Source organism: Burkholderia sp. 3C (assembly GCF_054589155.1).
The window spans coordinates 366,510-392,200 of the sequence record NZ_BAAILN010000044.1 but is presented as its reverse complement, the minus strand read 5'-3'; the positions used below and the strand labels follow the sequence as shown (position 1 = coordinate 392,200).

Genomic DNA, 25,691 nt, shown 5'->3' with positions numbered 1-25,691 from the left:
AGGCAGTCTTTCTAGGCAGTCTCGAATCATGATCATTACTTCGCTGCTCGACACCGATCTGTACAAGTTCACGATGATGCAGGTGGTGCTGCATCACTTCCCGGCCGCCAACGTCGAATACCGGTTCCGGTGCCGCAATCCCGGCATCGATCTCGTGCCGTATATCGACGAGATTCGCGATGAAGTGCGCGGCCTGTGCCATCTGCGTTTCACCGAGGCTGAACTCGATTACCTGCGCGAAATGCGCTTCATCAAGGGCGATTTCGTCGAGTTCCTCGCGCTGTTCCATCTCAACGAGAAGTACATCGAGATTTCGCCGTCGCCGAAGGCCAACGGCGAGATCGACATCGTGATTCGCGGCCCGTGGCTGCACACGATCCTGTTCGAGATCCCGGTGCTGGCGATCGTCAACGAGGTGTATTTCCGCAACACGCAGACCGAGCCCGATTACGGCGAGGGCCGCGATCGCCTGCGCGACAAGATCACCCTGCTCGGCGCGAAGCCCGAATTCTCCGAATGCAAGATCGCCGATTACGGCACGCGCCGCCGCTTCTCGAAGGTGTGGCACGAGGAAGTGGCGATGACGCTGCGCGACGGGCTCGGTGCGCAGTTCGCCGGCACCAGCAACGTGTATTACGCCAAGAAGCACGGCATCACGCCGCTCGGCACGATGGCACATGAATACCTGCAGGCCTGCCAGGCGCTCGGCCCGCGGTTGCGCGATTCGCAGATCTACGGGCTCGAGATGTGGGCCAAGGAATATCGCGGCGACCTCGGCATCGCGCTGTCCGACGTGTATGGCATGGATGCGTTCCTGCGCGATTTCGACATGTACTTCTGCAAGTTGTTCGACGGCGCGCGCCACGATTCCGGCGATCCGTTCGAGTGGGGCGAGCGGATGATCCGTCACTACGAGTCGAACCGCTGCGACCCGCGCACCAAGGTGCTGGTGTTCTCCGACGCGCTCGACATCCCGAAGGTGCTGCAGCTTTACGAGCGCTTCCGCGACCGCTGCAGGCTCGCGTTCGGCGTCGGCACCAATCTGACCAACGACCTCGGCTACCGGCCGCTGCAGATCGTCATCAAGATGGTTCGCTGCAACGGCCAACCGGTCGCCAAGCTGTCCGATTCGCCGGGCAAGAGCATGTGCGACGACAAGAACTATCTGGCCTATCTGCGCCAGGTGTTCGGCATCGCCCAGCCGGACGAGGACAGCGCGGGCAAATAAGGCCGCGAGCCGGCACGCGCCCCCCCGGGCGCGCTGCCGCGACCTGTCCGAACGGCCGGTGGCGGGCCATCGCGCCGGCACCGGCCGTTATAATCGAGCGCGATCCCACCGCCACGTTCACGAGGACCGCACATGGACACGTCGGCTGCCCGCCGCAAGATCTTCGCGCGCATCCGCGCGGCCCAGGGGCGCCCGGCCGAAGCCGAGGCGCACGAGCACGAACAGGCCGCCGATTACCTGGCGCGCCATCCGGCCGGCCCGCGCCCGCCGATGCCCACCGATCCCGACGCGCTCGTCGCACGCTTCACCGAGGAAGCCGTGCGCATGGCCACCACGGTCGAAGCCGTCGATACGCTGGCCGACGTGCCGGCCGCCGCCGCCCGCTATCTCGCCGAACATGCCTTGCCCACGCAGGCGATCGCCTGGCGCACGCTTGCCGAACTCGATTGGCGCGCGGCCGGCCTCGGCGTCGAATGCCGCAAGCCGCGCGACGGCGATCTGGTCGGCATCACGGGCTGTTTCTGCGCGACGGCCGAAACCGGCTCGCTGGTGCTGCTGTCCGGGCCGGACACCTACGCATCGGCCGCGCTGCTGCCGGAAACCCATCTCGTGGTGGTGCCCGCCTCGCGCATCGTGGCCGGGCACGAAGAAGCGTTCGCGCTGATCCGCGCCGAACACGGCGAGTTGCCGCGCGCCGTGAATATCGTGTCAGGGCCGTCGCGCACCGGCGATATCGAGCAGACCATCGTGCTCGGCGCGCATGGTCCGTACCGCGTCCACGCGATCATCGTGGGCGGCGCATGAGCCGCGCCGCCCGTTTGTTTTTTTCGTCGCTGCATGGCGCGCTGCGTTTGCCGCGCGTACCGTTCGCCGCGTGCGTGCCGGTGCTGGCCGTGCTGGCGCTGATGCCACTGCCGGCCTCTGCCGCCACGCTCGACGGCGCCACGCTGTCGGCGCTGTGGGGCCTGCCGTTCGCCGGCATGCTGCTGTCGATCGCGGTGTTCCCGCTCGTCGCGCCATTGTTCTGGCATCACCATTTCGGCAAGATCGCCGCGGCCTGGGCGCTCGCGTTTCTCGTGCCGTTCGCGGCCGTGTTCGGCGCGGGCGTGGCGTTCGGCACGCTGGTGCATGCGCTGCTCGAGGAATACATCCCGTTCATCGTGCTGCTGACCACGCTCTATACGGTAGCGGGCGGCATTTGCGTGCACGGCGACCTGCGCGCCTCGCCCGCGCGCAATACCGGGCTGCTCGCGCTTGGCGCGCTGCTCGCAAGCCTGATGGGCACCACCGGCGCCGCGATGCTGCTGATCCGGCCGTTGCTGCGCGCCAATGCCGCGCGGCCGCGCGTGGTGCACGTCGTGGTGTTCTTCATCTTCCTGGTGGCGAACGCGGGCGGCGCGCTGTCGCCGCTCGGCGATCCGCCGCTGTTTCTCGGCTTCCTGAACGGCGTCGATTTCTTCTGGACCACGATCCATCTCGCGCTGCCCACGCTGTTCATCTGCGGCGTCCTGCTGGCGGTCTTTCATGCGCTCGATAGCTGGCGTTTCCGGCGCGACGGCGACGGTGGCCGTGGCGATAAGCCCGCCGGCGTCGCGCCGGTGCCGATCCGTATCGAGGGCACGTTCAACTTCGTGCTGCTGGCCGTGATCGTCGGGCTGGTGCTGATGAGCGGCATCTGGAAGCCGGGCATCGTGTTCGACGTGTTCGGCACGCACGTGGCGTTGCAGAACGCCGTGCGCGACGTGGCGCTGATCGCTGTTGCGCTGCTTTCGCTGGCGCTGACGCCGCGCGCGGCGCGTGAAGGCAATGCGTTCGACTGGGCGCCGATCGAGGAGGTGGCCAAGCTGTTTGCCGGCATCTTCGTGACGATCGCGCCGGTCATCGTGATCCTGCGCGCGGGCGCGGGCGGCGCGTTCGCCTCGATCGTGCATCTGGTGACGGACGCGCACGGCGAGCCGATCGTGCCGATGCTGTTCTGGGCCACCGGTTTGCTGTCCTCGTTCCTCGACAATGCGCCGACCTACCTCGTATTCTTCAACCTCGCCGGCGGCGATGCGTCGACGCTGATGACCACGGGCGCTGCCTCGCTCGCGGCGATCTCGGCCGGCGCGGTCTTCATGGGCGCGAACAGCTATATCGGCAATGCGCCGAACTTCATGGTGAAGGCGATCGCCGAATCGCGCGGGGTTCGCATGCCGAGCTTCTTCGCCTACCTGGGCTGGTCGTTCGGCATTCTCGTGCCGGTGTTCGCGCTGACGACATGGCTCTTCTTCTCCGCCTGAGCAGGGCGGATTTCAACACGGTTTGGCGGGCGGCCCGGCGGCGCAGTCGTGCGAAGCCGGCCGCGCGCATTTGACGGAGGCAGGCAATGCAGAAAATCCTGGTGGCGCGTCCGATCTTTCCGGATGTGATCGAGCGTCTGAAGCAGCATTTCGAGGTGGACTGGAACAACGGCGACGCCCTCTCGCCCGACGCACTCCATGCGCGGCTCGCCGACAAGGACGGTGCGCTGACGGCCGGCGACCCGATCGGCGCCGCTGCGCTGGCCGCCGCGCCCAAGCTGCGCGTCGTATCGAACATGGCGGTTGGCTACAACAACTTCGACATCGCGGCGTTCAACGCGGCAAACGTGCTCGGCACCAACACGCCCGACGTGCTCAACGAGAGCACCGCCGATTTCGGCTGGGCGCTGATGATGGCGGCCGCGCGCCGTATCGCCGAATCGGAGCACTGGCTGCGCGCCGGCAAGTGGGAGAAGTGGTCGTTCGACAGTTTCCTCGGCGCGGACCTGCATGGCGCGACGCTCGGCGTGGTCGGCATGGGCCGCATCGGCCAGGCGCTCGCGCGCCGCGCGCGCGGCTTCAACATGCGCGTGGTGTATCACAACCGTTCGCGCGTCGCGCCCGAGATCGAGGCCGACCTGAACGCCGAATATCTCTCGAAGGAAGCGCTGCTGCGCCAGGCCGATCATGTCGTGCTGGTGCTGCCCTATACGAAGGAAAGCCATCACACCATCGGCGCGGCCGAGCTGGCGTTGATGAAGCCCACCGCCACGCTGACCAATATCGCGCGCGGCGGCATCGTCGACGACGCGGCGCTGGCCGTGGCGCTGCGCGAGCGCCGCATCGCGGCGGCCGGCCTCGACGTGTTCGAGGGCGAGCCGAGCGTGAACCCGGCGCTGCTCGAGGTGCCGAACATCGTCATCACGCCGCATATCGCGAGCGCCACCGAGGCGACGCGCCGCGCGATGGCGAACCTCGCCGCCGACAACCTGATCGCGGGCCTCGGCGTCGGGCCGCGCGCGGGCCGCCCGCCGAACCCGGTCAATCCCGACGTGCTCGGCAAGGCACGCGCATGACGATGCCGTTGTTGCTTGGCGCGATCGTCGTGCTGGCGGTGGCGCTCGCGATCGCGCTGGTGGTGCTCTGGCGCGGCTCGGGCCGCGCCGGCGATGGCATCGGCTGGCTCGGCGAGCGGCTCGACGACGTGCAGGACGAGCAGGCTCGCGCCACTGAGCGGCTCGAACGCGCGCTGCGCGGCGAAATCACCGAAAGCTCGCGCGGCGCGCGCACCGAGTTGTCGGGCAGCTTCGCGCAGCTCCAGCAGATGCTCGCCGCGCAGATGACGAGCGTGGCCACCGTGCAGAATCAGCAGATCGACGGCTTCGCGCAGCAACTGGCGAAGCTGGTGGCCGCCAACACGCAGCAGTTCGACGCGATGCGCGACGGCCTGCATCAGCAGGCGCAACTGGCGCGCGACGAGCAGGGCGCCGCGCTGCGCCATTTCGGCGCCGTGCTGAACCAGCAGCTCGTGCAACTGACCGAGGCGAACGACCGTCGCCTCGGCGAAGTGCGCGCCACGCTCGAACAGCGCCTGAAGGACATCGAGGCGAACAACGCCGCGAAGCTCGACGAGATGCGCCGCACCGTGGACGAAAAACTGCACGCGACGCTCGAACAGCGGCTCGGCGAATCGTTCCGGCTGGTGTCCGAGCGGCTGGAGCAGGTGCATCGCGGGCTCGGTGAAATGCAGACGCTGGCGGCCGGCGTGGGCGATCTGAAGAAGGTGCTGACCAACGTCAAGACGCGCGGCACCTGGGGCGAGGTGCAGCTCGAAGCGCTGCTCGAACAGATGCTGACGCCCGACCAGTACGCGAAGAACGTCGCGACGGTGCCCAAGCGCAGCGAGCGCGTCGAATTCGCGATCCGCCTGCCCGGCAGGCAGCACGATTCGCAGCCGGTGTGGCTGCCGATCGACGCGAAATTCCCGCGCGAGGATTACGAGCGGCTGATCGATGCGCAGGAGCGCGCCGATGTCGTGGCCGTGGAGGAGGCGGCGCGCGCGCTCGAAATGCGGATTCGCGCCGAGGCCAAGACCATCGCCGAGAAGTACGTCTCGCCGCCGCACACCACCGATTTCGCGCTGCTGTTCCTGCCGACCGAGGGGCTGTATGCCGAGGTTCTGCGGCGCCCCGGGTTGACCGACCTGCTGCAGCGCGAGTATCGCGTGACGGTTGCCGGGCCGACCACGCTGACGGCACTCCTCAACAGCCTGCAGATGGGCTTCCGCACGCTGGCCATCGAGCAGCGTTCGAGCGAAGTCTGGCAGGTGCTGGGCGCGGTCAAGACCGAGTTCGGCAAGTTCGGCGACGTGCTGGCGCGCACCAAGGCGCAACTCGAAACGGTGACGCGCTCGATCGAGTCGGCCGAGCAGCGTACGCGCGTGATGAGCCGCAAGCTCAAGGACGTCGAGGCCTTGCCCGGCGACGATGCGGCAGGCTTGCTCGGTGAGGCGGGGCCGGACGAGGAAGGGTGATGAAGCGGCGCACCGGGCGGTGCGCCGTGTTGGTCCGTGTCAGTTGTTGCCGGCCGGCTTGGCCAGCGCTTCGAGCTGCTCGCCCGTCACGCGCACCACGCGCCAATCGGGCAGTACCGTCGCGCCGAGCCGTTCGTAGAAATCGATGGCCGGCTGGTTCCAGTCGAGCACGGTCCATTCGAAGCGCCCGCAGCGCCGCTCCACCGCCAGGGCCGCCAGCGCGCGCAGCAACCGCGTGCCGAGGCCGGTGCCACGGCAGGCCGGCTGCACGTAGAGATCTTCGAGATACAGCCCGCGCTTGCCGAGGAACGTCGAATAGTTCTGGAAATACAGCGCGTAGCCCACCACGGCGCCATCTTGCGTCGCGACCAGCGCGCCCGCGGCCGGGTTCGGCCCGAACAGTGCGTCGTCGAGATCGGCCTCGGTTGCGACGAACAGGTGCGTCAACGATTCGAACTCGGCCAACTCGCGCATCAGCGCGACCAGCGCGGCGGCATCGCCGGGTTGGGCGGCGCGGATGGCCGCCGTGCTCACGCTTCTTCCTGAACGTCGGACAGCACGATCTCGATGCCGCCGAAGCGCGAGGCCACCCAGTTGTAGGCGTGGCAGGCAATCCACAGCAGCACGAAGCCGATGATCGCGTTCAGCAGCAGCGCGCTGAAGATCGTGCTCAACTCGACCGACCCATAACGCACGAACGCGACGAGAATGCCGAGCAGCACGATCGGCACGCTGAACGTCAGGTACACGAGGATCAGCGCCTTGGCCGTCTGCCCCGCCGCGATCGAGGTAATTTGCTTTTTCATAGTCGAGTTGCCCCGTAAGTGCTAGTGCAGGAAATATTGAATTTTAGAGTGCGCCGGCGAACGGCAGAATCTCGACCGTCTCGCCGGCTTCGACGCGAGCGTGCGCCGCGCCGATCACGATGAAGCAATTCGCGTCGCTGAGGCCTTTCAGCGATGCCGAACTTTGCGAGCCTGCCGGGGCGACTTGCCAGTGGCCATCGGTGTCGCGCGTGGCGATGCCGCGCAGGAAATCGGTGCGGCCCGTGCGCGTGTCGATCGCGTCGAGCGCGCGGGCCGGGTAGCGCGCGGCCGGTTCCGGCTGCGCGCCCATGCAGGCCAGCAGCGCGTCGCGCACGATCACCTGGAACGTGGCGGCGACCGCTACCGGGTTGCCGGGCAGGCCGAAGAACAGCGCGGCACGAGCGCCCGGTGCGCAGGCGTCGAGCTGGCCGCAGGCGAGCGGCCGGCCGGGGCGCATCGCGAGGCTCGCGAAATGCACGTGGCCGAGCTTGCCGAGCAGGTCGCGCGTGAAATCGGCGTCGCCCACCGACACGCCACCCGAGGTGATGACCACGTCGGCCCGCGTGGCCGCGTCGCGCAGCGCCGCTTCGAGCGCGGCCGGATCGTCGCGGACGATGCCGCCGTCGATCGTTTCCACGCCGAGCGTGGCGAGCATGCCGAACAGGATCGCGCGGTTGCTGTCGTAACGTCCGCCCGCGCCGAGCGGCTCGCCCGGCGCGCGCAATTCGTCGCCGGTCGACAGGCAGGCCACGCGCAAGCGCCGCCGCACCAGCACGCGATCGATGCCGAGCGAGGCCAGCAGGCCGAGGTCGGCCGGGCGCACGATGCGACCGGCGTCGAGCACGGTGGCGCCGTGGGCGAGATCCTCGCCGGCGCGCCGGCAGTTTGCGCCGCGCGCCACGGCGTTCGCCGCGAAGCGCGCGATGGCGTGTGTGCTCAGGTCGACGCGTTCCTGCGGAATCACGGTGTCGCAGCCGGCCGGCATCGGTGCGCCGGTCATGATCCGGACGCAGGCGCCGGCAGGCGTCGCACCCGGATGCGGATGGCCGGCCAGCGCGGTGCCGGCCACCGTCAACGCCAGTTCGCCGCCGTTTGCCACGGCGGCCACGAGCGCCGCGCCGTCGAACGCATAGCCGTCCATCGCCGAGTTGTCATAGGCCGGCACGTCGAGCGGCGAGGCGATCGCCTCGGCCAGCACACGGCCGAGTGCGGCGTCGAGCGCGACCGGCTCCGTGCCCTCGACCGGCGCGGCAAGGCTCAGTGCAAGCGCGCGCGCGGCATCGACGGACAAGGTTTCGGAGTTCGGAGCGGCGGGCGACGGATGCGTGGTCATGGCTGGTGAGGCGCCGCGAGGCGGACGGTTCGCGCCGGTGGGCGATGGCGTGCTGCGGCGGCAGCGGGTGCGGCGGGCCGGAATGGCCGTGCCGGCGTCATTCGCGCTCGAGGCGGGTCAATTCCTGCAAAGAATTGGCATTGTAAAACGCGCGCTCGTCGTGAAATGGCACTTCGACGGCCGTGTGGCGTGCGTACCACGCGCGCACACGCCGCTCTCCGGCCGCCAGTGCGGCGTCGAGGTCGTCGGCGAGCGCGGCGGGCACCAGCGCGAAGGTCGGCTGCGCGTGGCGCGTGCCGTCGGCGCCGATCGACAAAGCGACGGCGATCTCGGCGGCGTGCGCCTCGCGCGCGGCCAGCAGGCGCACGGCCAGGTCGAGCGGCAGATACGGCGTGTCGCATGGCGCCGTCAGCACCAGCGGCGTGGGCGCGGCGCGCAGCCCGGCCAGCAGCCCGGCGAGCGGCCCCGCGAAGCCGGGCGTCGCATCGGCCACGACGCGCGCGCCGTAGGGCTGGCCGAGCGCGAGATAGACCTCGGGGTTGCGGTTCGCGCTGATCAGGCAGGCGCTAGTTTGCGGCGCGAGCCGGCGCAGCACATGCTGCGCGAGCGGTTCGCCGTGCAGCGGTTGCAGGCCCTTGTCGACGCCGCCCATGCGCGAACCCTGGCCACCTGCGAGCAGCAGGCCGGTCAGCGTGGCGTGCCGAGCGGCACTCGGGGGCGTGGACGAATCGGAGGGCGGCACGGGCGTGGCGGAGCGGCGGTCAGCCGCCGATATAGGACATCTCGACACGCGGCGCATGGCCCTCGGCCGGCGCTTTGGCCTGGCTGGTGCCGCGCAATTGCGAATAGCGGTCGTCGCGCGCGTGCCAGATGCGCGCGATGGCGCTGGAGATTTGCGCATCGGACGCGCCGTTGCGCAGCAGCCCGCGCAGATCGTGGCCCGAGGTGCCGAACAGGCACGTGTACAGCTTGCCTTCGGTCGACAGGCGCGCGCGCGTGCAATCGCCGCAGAACGCGCGCGTCACGCTGGAGATCAGGCCGATTTCGCCGCCGCCGTCGGCGTAGGCCCAGCGCTGGGCGGTTTCACCGGGCGTGTGGGCGTCGAGCGGCACGAGCGGGAATTCGGCGTCGATGCGTTTCAACACGTCGGCTGACGGCAGCACGTCGGTCATGTTCCAGCCATTCGAGCTGCCGACGTCCATGTATTCGATGAAGCGCAGCACCACGCCGGTGTGCCGGAAGCGACGCGCCATCGGCAGGATTTCGGCGTCGTTGGTGCCGCGCTTGACCACCATGTTGACCTTGACCGGCTCCAGCCCGGCCGCCTGCGCGGCGAAGATGCCTTCGAGCACGTCGGCGCTCGCGAAATCGGCATCGTTCATGCGACGGAACAGCGTGTCGTCGAGCGCGTCGAGGCTGACGGTGACGCGCGACAGCCCGGCGTCGCGCAGGCTGCGTGCCTTGCGCGCCAGCAGCGAGCCGTTGGTCGTCAGGGTCAGGTCGAGCGGGTGGCCGTCCACCGTTTCCATTCGCGCGAGCCGTTCGATCAGGAATTCGAGGTTCTTGCGCAGCAGCGGCTCGCCGCCGGTGATGCGGATTTTCTCCACGCCGTGCGCGACGAACAGGCGCGCCGTGCGTTCCAGTTCCTCGAGCGAGAGCAGCGCGCTGTGCGGCAGAAACGGATAGTCCTTGTCGAACACGTCGCGCGGCATGCAGTAGACGCAGCGGAAGTTGCAGCGATCGGTGACCGAGATGCGCAGGTCCCGCAGCGGCCGCGCGAGCGCGTCGCGCAGCGTGCCGTTCGGAGCGAGCAGGGCGCCGGACAGATCCGGGATGCTGCTGGCGTCGATGAGCGGGATGATGCGTCGGGACATGGCGGATGAATCGGGTGCGAATTCGTGGGAACGTTCAGACGTCTATTTTAGCGGCAACGCGCCGATCGGGCCGGCGCACGGAAACCCGTAGAAAAAGAGCACAGACGGCGATGCACAGCCGCGCCTGTCAACGCTGCAAGCCGGTAGACATAAAAAAACCCGCCCTCGGAAGGGCGGGTTTGGGGGGCGAAACCCGGTGCGACTTATTGCTGCGTGTGGGTTTCGACCTGCTGCATCGGCGCCGAATCGACCGGCGGCAGCACCTTGCGTTCACGCTGGGCGCGCACCGGCGCGGCGAGGCGCGACGCGGCTTCCTGCGCGGCACGGAGCTTGTCGGCATCCGTGTTCACCCAGGTCAGGCCGGCGGCGTCCAGCGCGGCTTCGATGCCGACGGCTGCTGCGGGTGCGGCAGCCGGAGCCGGTTGCTGCGTTTCGACGGCAGCGGGCACTTGCGGCGCGACTTCAGCGACCGGAGCCGGTGCCGGTTCAGCGGCGACCTGCGCGGCCTCCACCGGAGCCGGTGCCGGAGCGGCGGCGGGCGACGCGGCCGGTTCGACGGCAGCCGGTGCTTCGGCCGGGGCCGGAACCGCTTCGACGACCGGCGCGGTTTCGACGACCGGCGCGGCTTCGGCAGCAGGCGCTTCGACCGGAGCCGGGGCTTCGCTGACCGGTTCGGCGGCGGCCGGAGCCGGTTCCGCCTGGACGGGCTCGGCGGCCGGTGCGGCTTCGACCGGTGCCGGCGTGGCCAGCACGGCCGGTTCCGGAGCCGGTTCGGTTTCGACGACCGGGGCCGGTGCGACGGCTTCCCGCGCGGCGGCAGGCGAAATCGCCGGCGCCGGGGCTTCCGGTGCTGCTGCTTCGGCCGGAGCCGGTGCGGCTTCTGCGTGTGCGGCAACGGCTTCGACCGCCACGGCGGCGGTTGCGGCCGTCACGGTTGCGACGGCGGCCACCACCGGTGCGTGCTCGGCATGACCGGCTTCGGCTTGCTCTGCGCCTTCCGAACCTTCCACGCCGTCCTGTGCGCCTGCTGCGCCTTCTTCACGATCGCGACGACCACCACGACGGCCGCGGCGGCGGCGGCGGCGTTCTTCACCGTCGCGTGCGCCGGCTTCGGCGTCGGCGGCGAAGTCCGCACCCGATGCATCCAGTTGCGCTGCGTTCTCGTCCGTCTCGGCGTGGGCTTCGCCGCGGTTGACGGTTTCGAGCGTGGCGGCGTGCGGCACGGCCTTGCGGCGTTCACCGCGCTCGCCACGTTCGCGACGTTCCTGACGCGGCGTTTCCGCTGCATCGTCGGCCGTCACGGCGCGTTCGCGCGGTTCACGATTCTCGCGCGGCTCACGGGCTTCACGGGCCTCACGCGGTTCGCGTTGTTCACGCGGCTCGCGCGGTTCGCGGACTTCGCGACCCTCACGGCCTTCGCGACCTTCACGTGCCTCGCGCGGTTCGCGGTTGCCACGGCCTTCGCGGGCCTCACGCGGTTCGCGTTGTTCGCGCGGTTCGCGGGTTTCCTTGCCTTCGCGCTCGCCGCGCGGCTGCTGCGGCTGACGGCCGCCGGTCACGGCGGGCTGGGCGTCGCGCGTGCCGGCTTGCTGGCCACGGCGGTTGCCGTTGCGGCTGCGATCGCCGCCGCGCTCACCGCGCTCGGATTTCTCGCCGCGTTCGCGGGCCGGACGGGCCGGTGCCGCTGCTTCCTTGACCGGTTCCGGTGCCGGAGCGGGCGTAGGCGCCGCGCCGAACAGGCTCTTGATCCAGCCGAAGAAACCACCGCCGGCCGGTGCGGCCACCGCGGCCGGAGCCGGGGCGGCAACCGGAGCCGGTGCGGCTTCGCGTTGCGGTGCTGCGCTCGGCGCCGGGCTGGCCGGCGTGATGCCCTTGACGGCGGCTTCCTGCTTCGGCTTCGCTTCGGTATCGCGCTTGCTGTAACCGGTTTCCGATTCCAGTTCGCGGGCCGCTTCCTCGGCCATCTTCCACGAGGCGCGCGGGTCGTCGAGGCGAGCGTCGTCGTGACGCAGGCGTTCGAGCTTGTAGTGCGGCGTATCGAGGTGCTTGTTCGGGATCAGCACGATGCCGACCTTGAAGCGCGACTCGATCTTGTTGATTTCCTGACGCTTTTCGTTCAGCAGGAAGGCCGTGACTTCGACGGGCACCTGGCAATGGATCGCCGCGGTGTTCTCCTTCATCGCCTCTTCCTGGATGATCCGCAGCACTTGCAGCGCCGAGGATTCCGTATCGCGGATGTGGCCGGTGCCGTTACAGCGCGGGCAGGTCACATGGCTGCCTTCCGACAGCGCCGGACGCAGGCGCTGACGCGACAGTTCCATCAGGCCGAAGCGCGAGATCTTGCCCATCTGCACGCGCGCACGGTCGTGCTTGAGCGCATCTTTCAGGCGTTGCTCGACTTCACGCTGGCTCTTGGCCGATTCCATGTCGATGAAATCGATCACGATCAGGCCGCCGAGGTCGCGCAGGCGCAACTGGCGCGCCACTTCATCGGCGGCTTCGAGGTTGGTGCGGGTGGCCGTTTCCTCGATGTCCGCACCCTTGGTGGCGCGGGCCGAGTTCACGTCGATCGCCACCAGCGCTTCGGTGTGGTCGATCACGATCGCGCCGCCCGAGGGCAGCGGCACCGTGCGCGAGTACGCCGTTTCGATCTGGTGTTCGATCTGGAAGCGCGAGAACAGCGGGACGTCGTCGTGGTAGCGCTTCACCTTGCCGACGTTGTCCGGCATCACGATGTCCATGAAGGCGCGGGCCTGGTCATGGATTTCGTTGGTGTCGATCAGAATTTCGCCGATATCGGGCTGGAAATAGTCCCGGATCGCGCGAATCACGAGGCTCGATTCGAGATAGATCAGCATCGGCTGGCCGTTGTGGCCGCTCTTCGACGCAGCCTCGATCGCATGCCAGAGCTGCAGCAGGTAGTTCAGGTCCCATTGCAGTTCTTCGGCGCTGCGGCCGATGCCCGCGGTGCGGGCGATCATGCTCATCCCTTCGGGGATTTCGAGCTGCGCCATGGTTTCGCGCAGTTCCTGACGCTCGTCGCCCTCGATGCGGCGCGACACGCCGCCGCCGCGCGGGTTGTTCGGCATCAGCACGAGGTAACGGCCGGCCAGCGAGATGAAGGTGGTCAGGGCGGCGCCCTTGTTGCCACGTTCTTCCTTCTCGACCTGAACGATCAGTTCCTGGCCTTCGCGCAGGGCGTCCTGGATGCGCGCGGAGCGCATGTCGACGCCGTCGCGGAAGTACTGGCGCGCGACTTCCTTGAACGGCAGGAAGCCGTGGCGATCTTCGCCGTAGTTGACGAAGCACGCTTCGAGCGAGGGCTCGATGCGCGTGATCACGCCCTTGTAGATATTGCCTTTGCGCTGTTCGCGGCCGGCGGTTTCGATGTCGATGTCGATGAGCTTCTGCCCATCGACGATGGCGACGCGCAGTTCTTCCTGCTGCGTCGCATTGAACAGCATGCGTTTCATTGAACGACTCCAGGCGGCGCTGCCGGCGGCGCGTTTCGCTTGTCAGGCGGAACGCGTGCGAAGACAGGCCGCGCCTTGTTGTGTTGTCACAAGCACGCTGGAGCGGGAACGATGGCGGGAGAATTGCCTGATCAGGCGCGGGCCGATACGACCGGCCGGCAGCCAGGGGCACCTGCGAATGCGGCTTCAAAGCACGGATGACCACTCCGCGCGCCATGCGGCGCGCTAAGCCTGTAACCGGGCAATGCCACGCAGTACGCGGCGCAAGTTGCGCGCGACGCTGCTGGGCGGCATGTGCTGCGGCCAGGCCGCAGCGGGGAGTATCGAATCCAGCCCGACTTTCCCGCCTGGGGTGTTCTACCCTGGTTTGACGTCGCCGGCTTCGCACGCTTCGCGAAACCTGGGGTGGCGCACGCCGTCATAATCGCAACCGGCAGCGCGGCCGGCCTGAATCGTGCCGGTCTGCCGCTGCCAATTAAATTCTTTTTGTCCAACATTCCGTTACCGCGGCACGCTTCCGACCGAATCCGCCTGTGGGCGCGATCCTTGCCGGGATGAAGTGCCGTGCGTGCAACTTTTGCTGCTTCTCTTTTATGCAAGGGTGAGCAGCAGACCCCTGGCGCAAGTAAAATAGCGGTTTGCGCTTGCGCCCTTCGCAATCCGCCCGAAACCGGCCGATCCGGCCGCACGCAGCGGAAAGCTCGGCAAAATTATATTCAGTATGAATGAGTTAGGCAAAATATCCCAGAAATCGGTCGAGAGCGGTCAGGTTTCCATGGTCGAGATCGGTGATGATTCTGCCGGTCAACGTATCGACAACTTCCTGTTGCGCGTCTGTAAGGGCGTGCCAAAAAGTCACATCTATCGCATCCTGCGCAGTGGCGAGGTTCGTGTCAACAAGGGCCGGATCGATGCCCAGTATCGGCTGGCCTATGGCGACGTCGTGCGAATTCCGCCGATCCGGCTCGCCACACCGGATGCCGCGCAAGAGTCCGCCCCGGTGCCGGCCGCCGAATTCGAGATCCTGTTCGAGGACGACGCGATGGTCGTCATCAACAAGCCGGCCGGTGTGGCGGTGCACGGCGGCAGCGGCGTATCGTTCGGCGTGATCGAGCAAATGCGCGCGGCACGGCCCACGGCCAAGTTCCTTGAACTGGTGCATCGGCTCGACCGCGAAACCTCGGGCATCCTGATGCTGGCCAAGAAGCGCTCGGCACTGGTCGGGCTGCACGAGCAGATCCGCGAAAATCGCATGGACAAGCGTTACTACGCCTGCGGCCATGGCGAGTGGGCGCCCGACTGGGGGCGCCGGCGGGCCGTCAAGGCGCCGCTGTTCAAGTATTTGACGCCCGACGGCGAGCGCCGCGTGCGCGTGCAGGACGACGGCGTGTCGTCGCACACCGTGTTCAACCTGATCGACAGTTGGCCCGGCTATGCATTTCTCGAAGCGGAGCTGAAAACGGGTCGGACCCACCAGATCCGCGTACACTTGGCCCACCTTGGGCTGCCGATCGCCGGCGACGCGAAGTACGGCGATTTCGCCCTGAACAAGGCGTTGGCGCGTGCGAACGCGCGCCCTTCGCTGAAGCGCATGTTCCTGCACGCCTATCGCCTGAAGCTCGTGCATCCGCTGTCCGGCGACACGCTGCAGTTCGACGCGCCGCTGCCCGACGAATGCCGGCGCTTTCTCGACCAACTCAACGAACTGCGCGCTTCCGGCGCATGAACCGCATGTCCCGACAGCAATTTGACCTGATCGTTTTCGACTGGGATGGCACGCTGATGGATTCGACGGCGCACATCGCGCTGAGCATCCAGGCGGCCTGCCGCGATCTCGGCCTGCCGGCGCCGTCCGACGACGCCGCGCGCTACGTGATCGGCCTCGGCCTGCGTGACGCGCTGGCGATCGCCGCGCCCACGCTCGATCCGTCCCACTACGCGAAGCTCGCCGAGCGGTACCGGTTCCACTATCTGGTGAAGGATCAGCGCATCGAGCTGTTCGCCGGCGTGCGCGAGATGCTCGAAGAGTTGCGCGACACCGGCTACCTGTTGGCCGTGGCCACCGGCAAGGGCCGCGTGGGCCTGAACCGCGCGCTCGACGAAACCAAGCTCACGCGCTTTTTCGATGGCACGCGCTGCGCCGACGAAACCTTCTCCAAGCCGCATCCGGCCATGCTGCACGAACTGAGCCGCGAACTGGGGCAGGATCTGGCGCGCACCGTCATGATCGGCGACACCACCCACGATCTGCAGATGGCGGCCAGCGCCGGCGCGGCCGGTATCGGCGTTGCCTACGGTGCGCATCCGGCCGAATCGCTGGCGGCGCTGTCGCCGCGTTTTCTTGCCGACGATGTCGGCGCGCTGGCCGGCTGGCTGCGCGAACACGCATGAGCGGCGAGGCCGTATTCGTCTGCGCGTCGGCCGCCCTCGTCGACGGCGGCGCGGGCATCCGGGTGCCGGCCACGTTGCGCGGCGAGGCGGTCGTGGTGTTCTTCGTGCGCTACGACGGCCGTGCCTACGGCTACCTGAACCGCTGCGCGCATGTGCCGATGGAGCTGGACTGGAACGAGGGCCAGTTCTTCGAATCGTCCGGCCTCTATCTGATGTGCGCCACCCATGGCGCGATCTACACCCCCGATACCGGCAAATGCGTCGGCGGGCCGTGCCGCGGCGCGCGGCTGCGGGCCGTCGAGGTGGACGAGCGCGATGCGCCCGAGGGCCGCGCCGTCTACTGGCTGCCCGACGCCGAGCTGCTGCCGCAGGCTTCCTGACCGATTTCCCGACCCTCACTGGCTTCCCGCATGACCGACCAAACGACTCCCCCCGATGCACCCGGCGCCGAGCGTGACGCAGGCCGCCAACCGCTGCACGAGCCCACCTGGGAGCGCACCGCGCTCGAACGCATTGCAATGGCCGCGATCGTCGAGCAGCGCGCGGCGCGCCGCTGGCGGATCGGCTTCCGTTTCCTGTGGCTCGTGGTGGTGATCGGGCTGGTGTTCGCGATCTTCGATTTTTCCAACGACGGCAAGCTGTCGAGCAGCCGTCACACGGCGCTCGTGACGATCGACGGCGAAATCGCCGCCGGCACCAACGCCAACGCGGAAGACATCAATTCGTCGCTCGACGACGCGTTCTCCGATTCGGGCACGGTCGGCGTGGTGTTGCGCATCAACAGCCCGGGCGGCAGCCCGGTGCAGGCCGGCATCGTCTACGACGAGATCCACCGGCTGCGCAAGAAATACCCGGCCAAGCCGCTCTACGTGGTGGTCAGCGACATGTGCGCCTCGGGCGGTTACTACATCGCAGCGGCGGCCGATCGCATCTACGTCAATCAGGCCAGCATCGTCGGCTCGATCGGCGTGCTGATGGACGGCTTCGGCTTCACGGGGCTGATGGACAAGCTCGGCGTCCAGCGCCGCCTGCACACATCGGGCGAGAACAAGGGCTTCTTCGATCCGTTCTCGCCGGAAACGCCGAAGATGGACGCGCACGCGCAGGAGATGCTCGACGAGATCCACGCGCAGTTCATCAAGGCCGTGAAGGATGGCCGCGGCAAGCGCCTGCACGATTCGCCGGATCTGTTCTCGGGCCTGTTCTGGACTGGCGCGAAGAGCGTCGAACTGGGGCTGGCCGACGGCTTCGGCACCACCGACAGCGTCGCGCGCGACGTGCTGAAGGCGCCCGATATCGTCGATTACACAGTCAAGGAAAGCCTCGGCAACCGCGTGGCGCGCAAGTTCGGCGCGGCGATCGGGGGCGGGGCGGTGAAGTCGGCGCTGTCGGCGGGCGGCATCACGCTGCGCTGATCGCCGGCAATGCGTTTGGCCGGACCGCGTCAGCGCGCCCGGCCAAACGCGTCAGTTCGCCAGCAACAGGAAGATCGCGGGCCGTTTCTGCAGATTTGGCGCCGGTTTCTTCTTCCAGTCGGCCGCGCTGCGGCTGACGATGGTTTCCGTCTCCAGCGTCAGGTCGGCCGCCACGCAGATCAACGTGGACGGCGCGCAGGTCGCGATCAGCGTCTCCAGCATCGCCTGGTTGCGGTACGGCGTCTCGATGAAAATCTCCGTTTCCCTGCCTTTGCGCGATTGCTGTTCGAGCTCGCGCAGCCGTTTGGCGCGCGCGGCGGCATCGACCGGCAGGTAGCCGTGAAACGCGAAGGTCTGGCCGTTCAGGCCCGAGGCCATCAACGCCAGCAGGATCGAGCTGGGGCCGACCAGCGGCACCACCTTCACGCCGCGCTCGTGGGCGCGGCGCACCAGCAGCGCGCCCGGATCGGCGACGGCGGGGCAGCCCGCCTCCGACACCAGCCCGGCGTCTGCGCCGGCCAGGATCGGCGCGAGCAGGCGCTCGATCTCGCCGGCCGGCGTCTTGACGTTCAACTCGCGGATCTCGATTTCCTGGATCGGCCGTTCGACGCCGACTTTCTTCAGGAACACGCGGGTGGTCTTGGCGTTCTCGCCGATGTAATAACCGAGCGAGGCGGCGCGCGCCTGCACGGCCGCGGGCAACACGGCGGCCAGCATCGCGTCATCGCCGTCGCCGAGCGTGTTCGGGATCAGATACAGCGTACCGGCGCTCATGCCCGCACCTCCGCGCCGACCAGCGGCAGGCCCGCTTCGCGCAACATGCGCGTCAGCGCGATCAGCGGCAGGCCGATCAGCGCGGTCGGGTCGTTTGAATCGATCGCGTCGAGCAGGGCGATGCCGAGCCCTTCCGATTTCGCGCTGCCGGCCACGTCGTAGGGCGTTTCGGCGCGCAGGTAGGCATCGAGTTCGGCGTCGGACAGCGAGCGAAAGCGCACGCGCGTGATCACGTCCTCGATCTGCGTGTGGCCGTTGCGGCTGTCGAAAACGCATAGGGCGCTATGAAATTCGACTTCGCGACCGCGCATCGCCTGCAATTGTTCGAGCGCGCGTTCGTGGTTGCCCGGTTTGCCGATCTGGCGGCCGTCGAAGGTGGCGACCTGGTCGGAGCCGATCACGATCGCGCCGTCGGGCGCATCGAGCTGACCGGCGACGGCGCGCGCCTTGGCGGCGGCGAGCCGCAGCGCAGTGTCGGCCGGTGTTTCGCCGTCTTGCGGGGTTTCGTCGAGATCGGGTGTGACGACATCGAACGGGATTTTCAGGCGTTCGAGCAGTTCGCGCCGGTAGCGCGAACTGGACGCCAGGATCAGCCTGGGCGGGCGGGAAAACGTGGTCATCATGGGGCGTCGGAAGCGGCGTCGCGGGCTTGCGCAGCGCGGCAGGTTAAGTGATTGACTCGAAAAGATAAAACGGATATAGTTTTGCGCTTTTCATCGGCAGCGATGCTGATCGGTTCGATCGATCGGCGCAAGGGCCCGAGCGGCAAAGCGGCCAGGCCTGTGTCTCGGTCCGCCGGTCGATTCGGGTTCGGCGATGTCGGCAAAAGCAAGGTGAAAGCCAAGCGAACAACGCGGGAGCGCACATGAATTCCTCTTCTGGCAAACCTGCGGTGTCGCTCGATCCGCATCTCGTCGACCTGTTCGAATTCGCCCGCAGCGGGCGGCAATCGGCAGGCGCGGTGCGGCTCTCGCAACTGCCGCGCATGTTAAACGAAGTGCCGGCCGACGCGCCAGACCGCGACACCACGTTCACGTGGCAGGTGGAAGGCTCGACGCAAGCGGAACTGCAGGAAGACGGCAGCGAGCTGGCCCAGCCGTATCTGCGCCTCGCGCTGCACGGCACCGCGTGGCTCGGATGCCAGCGCTGCATGGCCCCGTATCAGCAGGCCTTCGATGTCGACATGCTGTATCGAATTGTTGCAACCGAAGAAGAAGCGGAAGCCATTCCGCTCGATGAGACCGATGAAGTCGATGTGATCGTGGGTTCGCGCCAGTTCGATCTCGTCGACTTGATCGAGGAAGAGCTGTTGCTCTCGTTGCCGCTCGTTCCGAAGCACGAAAGCTGTCCGTCGGTTCACGAAAGTCTCGTATCGGGGGTGAGCGGTCCCGCCACCGATACCGAGGATCTCGATGAAGAATCCGAAGGCGGCGAGGTGCCCGGCGATGAGCGGCCCAATCCGTTCGCGGCGCTCGAAGCGCTGAAGCGGGACGGCGACAAGAAACACTGACGTAGGTGGAGCACGGGAAGGCGTCGGGCGGGAGTGCCTGGATGGATAGCGCCGATTCGGGCTGTGTTAGAATCCGGAAAATTTTTAGGAGTTAGTCATGGCAGTTCAGCAAAACAAGAAGTCGCCGTCGAAGCGCGGCATGCACCGTTCGCACGATTTCCTGACGACGACGCCCCTGGCCGTCGAGCCGAGCACGGGTGAAGTGCATATGCGTCACCACATCAGCCCGAACGGCTACTATCGCGGCAAGAAAGTCGTCAAGACGAAGAACGACTAAGCACCTTGCGTCGCGCCCGCCCGCACCATTGCAGGGGGACACGCGTGACGCCCGGTTCGCTTGACACTTTCCTGGCTCAACAAGAAGGCGGCATTCAACTGCCGCTTTTTTGTGCCTGAAATTCGTCGCACTCCATGACAGTAAAGCTCACGATCGATTGCATGGGAGGCGACCACGGCCCGTCCGTGACCGTTCCCGCGGCAGTCAAGTTTGTCCGTGCGCATCCCGATGCGCACCTGATGCTGGTCGGCCTCGATTCGGCCATCCGCTCCCAGCTGAAGAAGCTCAAGGCGCTCGACGATCCTTCGCTGTCGATCGTCGCGGCGACCGAAGTGGTGGCGATGGACGATCCCGTCGAAGTCGCGCTGCGCAGGAAGAAAGATTCCTCGATGCGCGTCGCGCTCAATCACGTCAAGGACGGCGCCGCCCAGGCCTGCATCTCGGCCGGCAACACCGGTGCGTTGATGGCCGTGTCGCGCTACGTGCTCAAGACGCTGCCCGGCATCGAACGGCCCGCCATCGCCTCGGCGCTGCCGAATCCGTCCGGCTACACGATGATGCTCGACCTCGGCGCCAACGTCGATTGCGAGCCTCAGCACCTTCTCCAGTTCGCCGAAATGGGGCACGCGCTGGTCGCCGCCCTCGAAGGCAAGGAGCGCCCGAGCATCGGCCTGCTCAACATCGGCGAAGAGGTGATCAAGGGCAACGAGACCATCAAGCGCGCCGGCGAGCTGCTGCGTACCAGCACGCTCAATTTCCGCGGCAACGTGGAAGGCAACGACATCTACAAGGGCACGGTCGACGTGATCGTTTGCGACGGTTTCGTCGGCAATGTCGCCCTGAAGACGTCCGAAGGCCTCGCGCAGATGCTCGCCAACATCATCAAGGAAGAGTTCAGCCGTTCGCTCCCCAGCAAGCTGATGGCGATCCTCGCGCTGCCGGTGCTGATGCGCTTCAAGAAGCGCGTCGACCACCGCCAATACAACGGCGCGGCGCTGCTCGGCCTGCGCGGCCTGGTGATCAAGAGCCACGGTTCCGCCGATGCCTACGCGTTTGAGTGGGCTATCAAACGCGGGTATGATGCGGTCAAAAATGGCGTGCTGGAGCGCCTTTCCCGGGCCATGGCGGAAAACGCGATGCCGCTTGGCGAAAGCGGTCACGACGCGGGCGGGGCCGGTCAGGCAGCACCGTCTGCAGGCCAGCAGGCCGAACCTTCTGCCGGTTTGTCCTCCAAAGCATAAATGGCCCAATCGACTCTCTATTCCCGCGTGCTCGGCACGGGCAGCTACCTGCCGCCCAACCGCGTCACGAATCAGGCGCTCGCCGACCGCCTCGCGAAAGACGGCATCGAAACCAGCGATGAATGGATCGTCGCGCGCACCGGCATCCATACGCGCCATTTCGCCGATCCCGACGTCACGACCAGCGATCTCGCCCTGATCGCCGCGCAGCGCGCGATCGAAGCGGCCGATATCGATCCGCAGTCGATCGACCTGATCATCGTCGCCACCTCCACACCCGATTTCGTCTTTCCCAGCACCGCCTGCCTGCTGCAGAACAAGCTCGGCATCCGCAACGGCGGCGCCGCGTTCGACGTGCAGGCCGTGTGCTCGGGTTTCGCCTATGCGCTGGCGACGGCCGACAGCTTCATCCGCAGCGGCCAGCATCGCAACGCGCTGGTGATCGGCGCCGAAACCTTCTCGCGCATCCTCGATTTCAAGGACCGCACCACCTGCGTGCTGTTCGGCGACGGCGCCGGCGCGGTCGTGCTGTCCGCCTCGGAAGAGCCGGGCATCCTCGGCAGCGCACTGCACGCCGACGGCAGCTACTCGCACATCCTCTGCACGCCGGGCAACGTGAACGGCGGCGTGATCGCGGGCAGCGCGTTTCTTCACATGGACGGCCAGGCGGTGTTCAAGCTCGCCGTGAACGTGCTGGAGAAGGTGGCCGTGGAAGCGCTGGAGAAGGCGAATCTGACGCCCGACCAGGTCGATTGGCTGATTCCGCACCAGGCGAATATCCGTATCATGACCAGCACTTGCCGCAAGCTCGGCTTGCCGCAGGAGCGCATGGTCGTCACCGTCGGCGAACACGGCAACACGTCCGCCGCATCGATCCCGCTCGCGTTCGACGTGGCGGTGCGCGACGGCCGCATCCAGCGCGGCCAGACCGTGCTGGTCGAAGGCGTCGGCGGCGGCTTCACGTGGGGCGCATCGGTGTTCCGCTTCTGAGCGGAGCCGCGCTTCACCGGGCGCGCCCAGGCCGGCGCGTCGTTCGAACGAATCAAACGAGGACGAGATGAAATTTGCATTTGTTTTTCCGGGGCAGGGTTCGCAAGCGGTCGGCATGCTCAACGCATTCGCCGAGCTCGCCGTGGTGCGCGAAACGGTCCAGGAGGCGTCCGATGCGCTGAACCAGGATCTCGGCAAGCTGATCGCCGAAGGCCCGGCCGAAGAACTGAACCTCACCACCAACACGCAGCCCGTGATGCTGACGGCCGCCTACGCGTGCTATCGCGCCTGGCAACAGGCCGGCGGCCCGGCGCCGTCGATCGTCGCGGGCCATAGCCTTGGCGAATACACGGCGCTGGTCGCCTCGGGCGCGCTCGCGTTTCGCGACGCCGTGCCGTTGGTGCGTTTCCGCGCACAGGCCATGCAAAGCGCCGTGCCGGTCGGCGAGGGCGGCATGGCCGCGATCCTCGGCCTCGACGACGACACGGTGCGCGCGGTGTGCGCCGAGGCGTCGGTGGCCGGCGTGGTCGAAGCCGTCAATTTCAACGCACCCGCGCAGGTCGTGATCGCCGGCACCAAGGCCGCGGTCGAGAAGGCCTGCGAAGTCGCCAAGGCGAAGGGCGCGAAGCGCGCGCTGCCGCTGGCGGTGTCGGCGCCGTTCCATTCGTCGCTGCTCAAGCCGGCCTCGGATCAACTGCGCGACTACCTGGCCGGCGTCACGATCGCCGCGCCGCATATTCCCGTGGTCAACAACATCGACGTTGCCGTCGTGTCGGATCCGGCCGCCATCAAGGATGCGCTGGTGCGCCAGGCGGCAGGCCCGGTGCGCTGGGTCGAATGCGTCCGGCATATCGCGGGCACGGGCGTCACGCATCTGGTCGAATGCGGGCCGGGCAAGGTGCTGATGGGCCTGACCAAGCGCATCGATGGCGAACTGATGGGCGCTGCCGTGTACGATCCGGCGACGCTCGACGACGTGCTCAAGCTCGTCACCGCCTGACGCATTCCGATTCATCCGATTCACGGAACAACATGGACAAGACTCTCGACAAACAGGTGGCGATCGTCACCGGCGCGTCGCGCGGCATCGGTCGGGCGATCGCGCTCGAACTCGCACGCCAGGGCGCGACGGTGATCGGCACGGCCACCAGCGAAGCGGGCGCCGAAGGCATCGGCGCGGCGCTCGGCGAAGCCGGCCTGGCCGGCCGCGGTGCGGTGCTGAACGTAAACGACGCCGCGTCGAGCGATGCGCTGATCGATTCCGTCGTCAAGGAATTCGGCCGTCTCGACATCCTCGTCAACAATGCCGGCATCACCCAGGATCAACTGGCGATGCGCATGAAGGACGACGACTGGGACGCCGTGATCGACACCAACCTGAAATCGGTGTTCCGCCTGTCGCGCGGCGTGCTGCGCCCGATGATGAAGGCCCGTGGCGGCCGCATCATCAACATCACGTCGGTGGTGGGCTCGCTCGGCAATCCGGGCCAGGCCAACTACGCGGCCGCCAAGGCCGGCGTGGCCGGCCTCACACGTGCGCTGGCACGTGAAATCGGCAGCCGCGGCATCACCGTCAATTGCGTGGCGCCGGGCTTCATCGATACCGACATGACCAAGTCGCTGCCCGAAGAACAGCAGGCCGCACTGAAAACCCAGATTCCGCTCGGGCGCCTCGGCAGCACCGACGATATCGCTCACGCCGTCGCGTTCCTCGCCTCGCCGCTCGCCGGGTATATCACCGGCACGACGCTGCATGTGAACGGCGGTATGTACATGTCGTAACGGAATTCGTTTACCATCCGCGCCGTATGTCGGATGGAGGCGCTGTCGGCGCCTGTCGAACCGCAATGCCGGCGCGCATTTTTGGAGGCATCAAACCTGATAAAATGCGCGCACTTGTAAATCTCAAACTTCCCTCGGAGGGGTAATGGACAACATCGAACAACGTGTCAAGAAGATCGTCGCCGAGCAACTGGGCGTGGCCGAAGGCGAAATCAAGAACGAAGCTTCGTTCGTGAACGACCTCGGCGCAGACTCGCTCGACACCGTCGAGCTGGTGATGGCGCTCGAAGACGAGTTCGGCATGGAAATCCCGGACGAAGAGGCCGAAAAGATCACGACGGTTCAGCAAGCGATCGACTACGCTCGCGCGAACGTCAAGGCCTAACCAAGGCAACGCCACTTGCAACGTTGTCGAAACGCTGCATGGGCGCCAGATCTCGCCGCCGGCACGCTTGCCGGCCGCGCTAACAGCCACAGGGCTCGCAGGGCTGGTTCCTGCGGCCCCTGTGGCTTCTGTTTTTGTCATCCTATGGAAAAGAGGGTACCGTGAGCCGCCGTCGAGTTGTTGTTACAGGCCTTGGGCTGATCTCGCCTGTTGGCAATAATGTTGCCGACGGGTGGGCCAATCTCGTCGCCGGGAAGTCCGGCATTGCCAACATCACCAAGTTCGATGCAACGAACTACTCGACCCGCTTTGCGGGCGAGGTGAAAGGCTTCAACGTCGAAGACTACCTGCCCGCGAAAGAAGCGCGTCACATGGATACCTTCATCCATTACGGCATCGCGGCAGGCATGCAGGCCATGAAGGACTGCGGCCTGGAAGTGAACGAGGAAAACGCCGAGCGCATCGGCGTGATCGTCGGCTCGGGCATCGGCGGTCTGCCGATGATCGAAGTCACGCAAACCGAGCTGCTGAACCGCGGCCCGCGCCGGATTTCGCCGTTCTTCGTACCGGCCTCGATCATCAACATGATCTCGGGCCATCTGTCGATCAAGTTCGGTCTGAAAGGCCCGAATCTCGCCATCGTGACGGCCTGTACCACCGGCCTGCACTGCATCGGCGAGGCCTCGCGCATGATCGAATACGGCGACGCCGACGTGATGATCGCGGGCGGCGCGGAAGCCACCGTGTCGCCGCTCGGCATCGGCGGCTTCGCGGCCGCGCGTGCGTTGTCGCAGCGCAACGACGATCCGGCGACGGCGAGCCGTCCGTGGGACAAGGATCGCGACGGCTTCGTGCTCGGCGAAGGTGCGGGCGTGATGGTGCTCGAGGAGTACGAGCACGCCAAGGCACGCGGCGCGAAGATCTACGCCGAAATCAGCGGCTACGGCATGAGCGGCGACGCTTATCACATGACCGCACCGCTCGAAGACGGCGACGGCGCCCGCCGCTGCATGCTGGCTGCGCTGCGCAACGCCGGCATCAACGTCGATCAGGTCGATTACCTGAACGCGCACGGCACGTCGACGCAACTCGGCGATCTGGCCGAAACGACCGGTATCAAGCGTGCGTTCGGCGATCGCGCCAAGCAGATGGTGGTCAACTCGACGAAGTCGATGACGGGCCACTTGCTGGGCGGGGCGGGCGGCCTCGAATCGGTGTTCACGGTGCTTGCCGTGCACAACCAGGTGTCGCCGCCGACCATCAACATCTTCGATCAGGATCCGGCATGCGATCTCGATTACTGCGCGAACGAAGCGCGCGACATGAAGATTGATGTCGCGCTGAAGAACTCCTTCGGCTTTGGCGGGACTAACGGCACGCTGGTTTTCAAGCGCGCC

Annotated in this window: 25 protein-coding genes; 17 read left to right on the top strand and 8 right to left on the bottom strand. The window is 67.1% G+C overall.

The features are described 5' to 3' along the window. The first annotated feature begins 28 nt into the window (after positions 1-28). The 5 genes from pncB (at position 29) to ACYP33_RS08095 (ending at position 6,043) form a co-directional block, all read left to right on the top strand. Positions 29-1,228, top strand: a complete 1,200-nt coding sequence (gene pncB, locus ACYP33_RS08115; RefSeq protein WP_414450113.1) for a nicotinate phosphoribosyltransferase — start codon at positions 29-31, stop codon at positions 1,226-1,228. A 132-nt stretch (positions 1,229-1,360) separates the two neighbouring features. Next, positions 1,361-2,032, top strand: a complete 672-nt coding sequence (locus tag ACYP33_RS08110) for a LutC/YkgG family protein (RefSeq protein ID WP_459620873.1) — start codon at positions 1,361-1,363, stop codon at positions 2,030-2,032. Positions 2,033-2,133: 101 nt separating this feature from the next. Then, a complete protein-coding gene (locus tag ACYP33_RS08105; RefSeq protein ID WP_459621079.1) occupies positions 2,134-3,510 on the top strand; it encodes a sodium:proton antiporter in 1,377 nt (458 codons plus the stop codon). Between the two features lie 86 nt (positions 3,511-3,596). Continuing rightward, positions 3,597-4,586, top strand: a complete 990-nt coding sequence (locus tag ACYP33_RS08100) for a 2-hydroxyacid dehydrogenase (RefSeq protein WP_414444270.1) — start codon at positions 3,597-3,599, stop codon at positions 4,584-4,586. Next, positions 4,583-6,043 carry a DNA recombination protein RmuC gene (locus tag ACYP33_RS08095; RefSeq protein ID WP_414450111.1) on the top strand — a complete coding sequence of 487 codons (1,461 nt, stop codon included), beginning with the start codon at positions 4,583-4,585 and terminating at the stop codon, positions 6,041-6,043. The genes ACYP33_RS08100 and ACYP33_RS08095 overlap by 4 nt, the downstream gene beginning before the upstream one ends. Before the next feature lie 39 nt (positions 6,044-6,082). On the opposite strand, the gene ACYP33_RS08090 is transcribed toward ACYP33_RS08095, so the two are convergent. From ACYP33_RS08090 to ACYP33_RS08065, 6 genes are all read right to left on the bottom strand, one after another. Next, on the bottom strand, positions 6,083-6,517 hold the full coding sequence (locus ACYP33_RS08090) for an N-acetyltransferase family protein (protein ID WP_459621077.1): 435 nt from the start codon (positions 6,515-6,517) through the stop codon (positions 6,083-6,085). A gap of 56 nt (positions 6,518-6,573) precedes the next feature. Next, positions 6,574-6,849: a hypothetical protein gene (locus ACYP33_RS08085; RefSeq protein WP_414444272.1), complete on the bottom strand. Its 276-nt coding sequence runs from the start codon at positions 6,847-6,849 to the stop codon at positions 6,574-6,576. Positions 6,850-6,892: 43 nt separating this feature from the next. Then, the gene (gene moeA / locus ACYP33_RS08080; protein ID WP_459620870.1) at positions 6,893-8,182 is read right to left on the bottom strand and encodes a molybdopterin molybdotransferase MoeA; all 1,290 of its coding nucleotides are present in this window, start codon (positions 8,180-8,182) and stop codon (positions 6,893-6,895) included. A gap of 97 nt (positions 8,183-8,279) precedes the next feature. Further along, entirely contained in the window at positions 8,280-8,834 is a 555-nt protein-coding gene (mobA, locus tag ACYP33_RS08075; RefSeq protein WP_459621075.1) for a molybdenum cofactor guanylyltransferase MobA, read from the bottom strand. A gap of 109 nt (positions 8,835-8,943) precedes the next feature. Continuing rightward, a complete protein-coding gene (moaA, locus tag ACYP33_RS08070) occupies positions 8,944-10,056 on the bottom strand; it encodes a GTP 3',8-cyclase MoaA (RefSeq protein WP_459620868.1) in 1,113 nt (370 codons plus the stop codon). A 203-nt stretch (positions 10,057-10,259) separates the two neighbouring features. Then, a complete protein-coding gene (locus ACYP33_RS08065; RefSeq protein WP_459620866.1) occupies positions 10,260-13,529 on the bottom strand; it encodes an Rne/Rng family ribonuclease in 3,270 nt (1,089 codons plus the stop codon). 721 nt (positions 13,530-14,250) lie between these two features. Between ACYP33_RS08065 and ACYP33_RS08060 the strand changes: the two genes are divergently transcribed. The 4 genes from ACYP33_RS08060 to ACYP33_RS08045 are packed head-to-tail and all read left to right on the top strand — an operon-like array spanning position 14,251 to position 17,335. Then, the gene (locus tag ACYP33_RS08060) at positions 14,251-15,255 is read left to right on the top strand and encodes an RluA family pseudouridine synthase (protein WP_459620864.1); all 1,005 of its coding nucleotides are present in this window, start codon (positions 14,251-14,253) and stop codon (positions 15,253-15,255) included. Between the two features lie 5 nt (positions 15,256-15,260). Continuing rightward, positions 15,261-15,920 (top strand): HAD-IA family hydrolase, encoded by a 660-nt coding sequence (locus ACYP33_RS08055; protein ID WP_414450106.1) that lies wholly within the window; start codon positions 15,261-15,263, stop codon positions 15,918-15,920. Further along, entirely contained in the window at positions 15,917-16,300 is a 384-nt protein-coding gene (locus ACYP33_RS08050; RefSeq protein ID WP_414444279.1) for a Rieske (2Fe-2S) protein, read from the top strand. The genes ACYP33_RS08055 and ACYP33_RS08050 overlap by 4 nt, the downstream gene beginning before the upstream one ends. A gap of 30 nt (positions 16,301-16,330) precedes the next feature. Then, positions 16,331-17,335 carry a S49 family peptidase gene (locus ACYP33_RS08045; protein ID WP_459620862.1) on the top strand — a complete coding sequence of 335 codons (1,005 nt, stop codon included), beginning with the start codon at positions 16,331-16,333 and terminating at the stop codon, positions 17,333-17,335. Between the two features lie 51 nt (positions 17,336-17,386). Here the strand turns inward: ACYP33_RS08045 and ACYP33_RS08040 are convergent, their stop codons facing one another. Together ACYP33_RS08040 and ACYP33_RS08035 are read right to left on the bottom strand one after the other, a co-directional pair. Further along, a complete protein-coding gene (locus tag ACYP33_RS08040; RefSeq protein WP_459620860.1) occupies positions 17,387-18,109 on the bottom strand; it encodes an SAM-dependent methyltransferase in 723 nt (240 codons plus the stop codon). Further along, complete coding sequence (locus tag ACYP33_RS08035) at positions 18,106-18,732, bottom strand: Maf-like protein (RefSeq protein ID WP_459620858.1); 627 nt, start codon at positions 18,730-18,732, stop codon at positions 18,106-18,108. The genes ACYP33_RS08040 and ACYP33_RS08035 overlap by 4 nt, the downstream gene beginning before the upstream one ends. 242 nt (positions 18,733-18,974) lie before the next feature. On the opposite strand from ACYP33_RS08035, the gene ACYP33_RS08030 reads away from it, so the two are divergent. The 8 genes from ACYP33_RS08030 to fabF form a co-directional block, all read left to right on the top strand. Next, entirely contained in the window at positions 18,975-19,619 is a 645-nt protein-coding gene (locus tag ACYP33_RS08030) for a DUF177 domain-containing protein (protein WP_459620856.1), read from the top strand. 97 nt (positions 19,620-19,716) lie between these two features. Further along, positions 19,717-19,896 (top strand): 50S ribosomal protein L32, encoded by a 180-nt coding sequence (gene rpmF, locus ACYP33_RS08025; protein ID WP_010105341.1) that lies wholly within the window; start codon positions 19,717-19,719, stop codon positions 19,894-19,896. Positions 19,897-20,030: 134 nt separating this feature from the next. Beyond that, positions 20,031-21,137, top strand: coding sequence for a phosphate acyltransferase PlsX (gene plsX, locus ACYP33_RS08020; protein ID WP_414444284.1), 1,107 nt, complete (start codon positions 20,031-20,033; stop codon positions 21,135-21,137). Further along, entirely contained in the window at positions 21,138-22,127 is a 990-nt protein-coding gene (locus ACYP33_RS08015; RefSeq protein ID WP_414444285.1) for a beta-ketoacyl-ACP synthase III, read from the top strand. Between the two features lie 67 nt (positions 22,128-22,194). Next, positions 22,195-23,127, top strand: a complete 933-nt coding sequence (gene fabD, locus ACYP33_RS08010; RefSeq protein ID WP_459620853.1) for an ACP S-malonyltransferase — start codon at positions 22,195-22,197, stop codon at positions 23,125-23,127. A gap of 32 nt (positions 23,128-23,159) precedes the next feature. After that, on the top strand, positions 23,160-23,909 hold the full coding sequence (fabG, locus tag ACYP33_RS08005; RefSeq protein ID WP_414444287.1) for a 3-oxoacyl-ACP reductase FabG: 750 nt from the start codon (positions 23,160-23,162) through the stop codon (positions 23,907-23,909). Between the two features lie 145 nt (positions 23,910-24,054). Continuing rightward, a complete protein-coding gene (gene acpP, locus ACYP33_RS08000; RefSeq protein ID WP_012735022.1) occupies positions 24,055-24,294 on the top strand; it encodes an acyl carrier protein in 240 nt (79 codons plus the stop codon). A gap of 161 nt (positions 24,295-24,455) precedes the next feature. Beyond that, a partial coding sequence (fabF, locus tag ACYP33_RS07995) for a beta-ketoacyl-ACP synthase II (protein ID WP_414444288.1) occupies positions 24,456-25,691 on the top strand: 1,236 nt, incomplete at its 3' end.

Coding starts and splice junctions, on each gene's coding strand:
- pncB (WP_414450113.1), top strand. CDS start 29: ATGATCATTACTTCGCTGCTCGACACCGATCTGTACAAGTTCACGATG.
- ACYP33_RS08110 (WP_459620873.1), top strand. CDS start 1,361: ATGGACACGTCGGCTGCCCGCCGCAAGATCTTCGCGCGCATCCGCGCG.
- ACYP33_RS08105 (WP_459621079.1), top strand. CDS start 2,134: ATGCCACTGCCGGCCTCTGCCGCCACGCTCGACGGCGCCACGCTGTCG.
- ACYP33_RS08100 (WP_414444270.1), top strand. CDS start 3,597: ATGCAGAAAATCCTGGTGGCGCGTCCGATCTTTCCGGATGTGATCGAG.
- ACYP33_RS08095 (WP_414450111.1), top strand. CDS start 4,583: ATGACGATGCCGTTGTTGCTTGGCGCGATCGTCGTGCTGGCGGTGGCG.
- ACYP33_RS08090 (WP_459621077.1), bottom strand. CDS start 6,517: ATGCGCGAGTTGGCCGAGTTCGAATCGTTGACGCACCTGTTCGTCGCA.
- ACYP33_RS08085 (WP_414444272.1), bottom strand. CDS start 6,849: ATGAAAAAGCAAATTACCTCGATCGCGGCGGGGCAGACGGCCAAGGCG.
- moeA (WP_459620870.1), bottom strand. CDS start 8,182: ATGACCACGCATCCGTCGCCCGCCGCTCCGAACTCCGAAACCTTGTCC.
- mobA (WP_459621075.1), bottom strand. CDS start 8,834: ATGGGCGGCGTCGACAAGGGCCTGCAACCGCTGCACGGCGAACCGCTC.
- moaA (WP_459620868.1), bottom strand. CDS start 10,056: ATGTCCCGACGCATCATCCCGCTCATCGACGCCAGCAGCATCCCGGAT.
- ACYP33_RS08065 (WP_459620866.1), bottom strand. CDS start 13,529: ATGAAACGCATGCTGTTCAATGCGACGCAGCAGGAAGAACTGCGCGTC.
- ACYP33_RS08060 (WP_459620864.1), top strand. CDS start 14,251: ATGAATGAGTTAGGCAAAATATCCCAGAAATCGGTCGAGAGCGGTCAG.
- ACYP33_RS08055 (WP_414450106.1), top strand. CDS start 15,261: ATGTCCCGACAGCAATTTGACCTGATCGTTTTCGACTGGGATGGCACG.
- ACYP33_RS08050 (WP_414444279.1), top strand. CDS start 15,917: ATGAGCGGCGAGGCCGTATTCGTCTGCGCGTCGGCCGCCCTCGTCGAC.
- ACYP33_RS08045 (WP_459620862.1), top strand. CDS start 16,331: ATGACCGACCAAACGACTCCCCCCGATGCACCCGGCGCCGAGCGTGAC.
- ACYP33_RS08040 (WP_459620860.1), bottom strand. CDS start 18,109: ATGAGCGCCGGTACGCTGTATCTGATCCCGAACACGCTCGGCGACGGC.
- ACYP33_RS08035 (WP_459620858.1), bottom strand. CDS start 18,732: ATGATGACCACGTTTTCCCGCCCGCCCAGGCTGATCCTGGCGTCCAGT.
- ACYP33_RS08030 (WP_459620856.1), top strand. CDS start 18,975: ATGAATTCCTCTTCTGGCAAACCTGCGGTGTCGCTCGATCCGCATCTC.
- rpmF (WP_010105341.1), top strand. CDS start 19,717: ATGGCAGTTCAGCAAAACAAGAAGTCGCCGTCGAAGCGCGGCATGCAC.
- plsX (WP_414444284.1), top strand. CDS start 20,031: ATGACAGTAAAGCTCACGATCGATTGCATGGGAGGCGACCACGGCCCG.
- ACYP33_RS08015 (WP_414444285.1), top strand. CDS start 21,138: ATGGCCCAATCGACTCTCTATTCCCGCGTGCTCGGCACGGGCAGCTAC.
- fabD (WP_459620853.1), top strand. CDS start 22,195: ATGAAATTTGCATTTGTTTTTCCGGGGCAGGGTTCGCAAGCGGTCGGC.
- fabG (WP_414444287.1), top strand. CDS start 23,160: ATGGACAAGACTCTCGACAAACAGGTGGCGATCGTCACCGGCGCGTCG.
- acpP (WP_012735022.1), top strand. CDS start 24,055: ATGGACAACATCGAACAACGTGTCAAGAAGATCGTCGCCGAGCAACTG.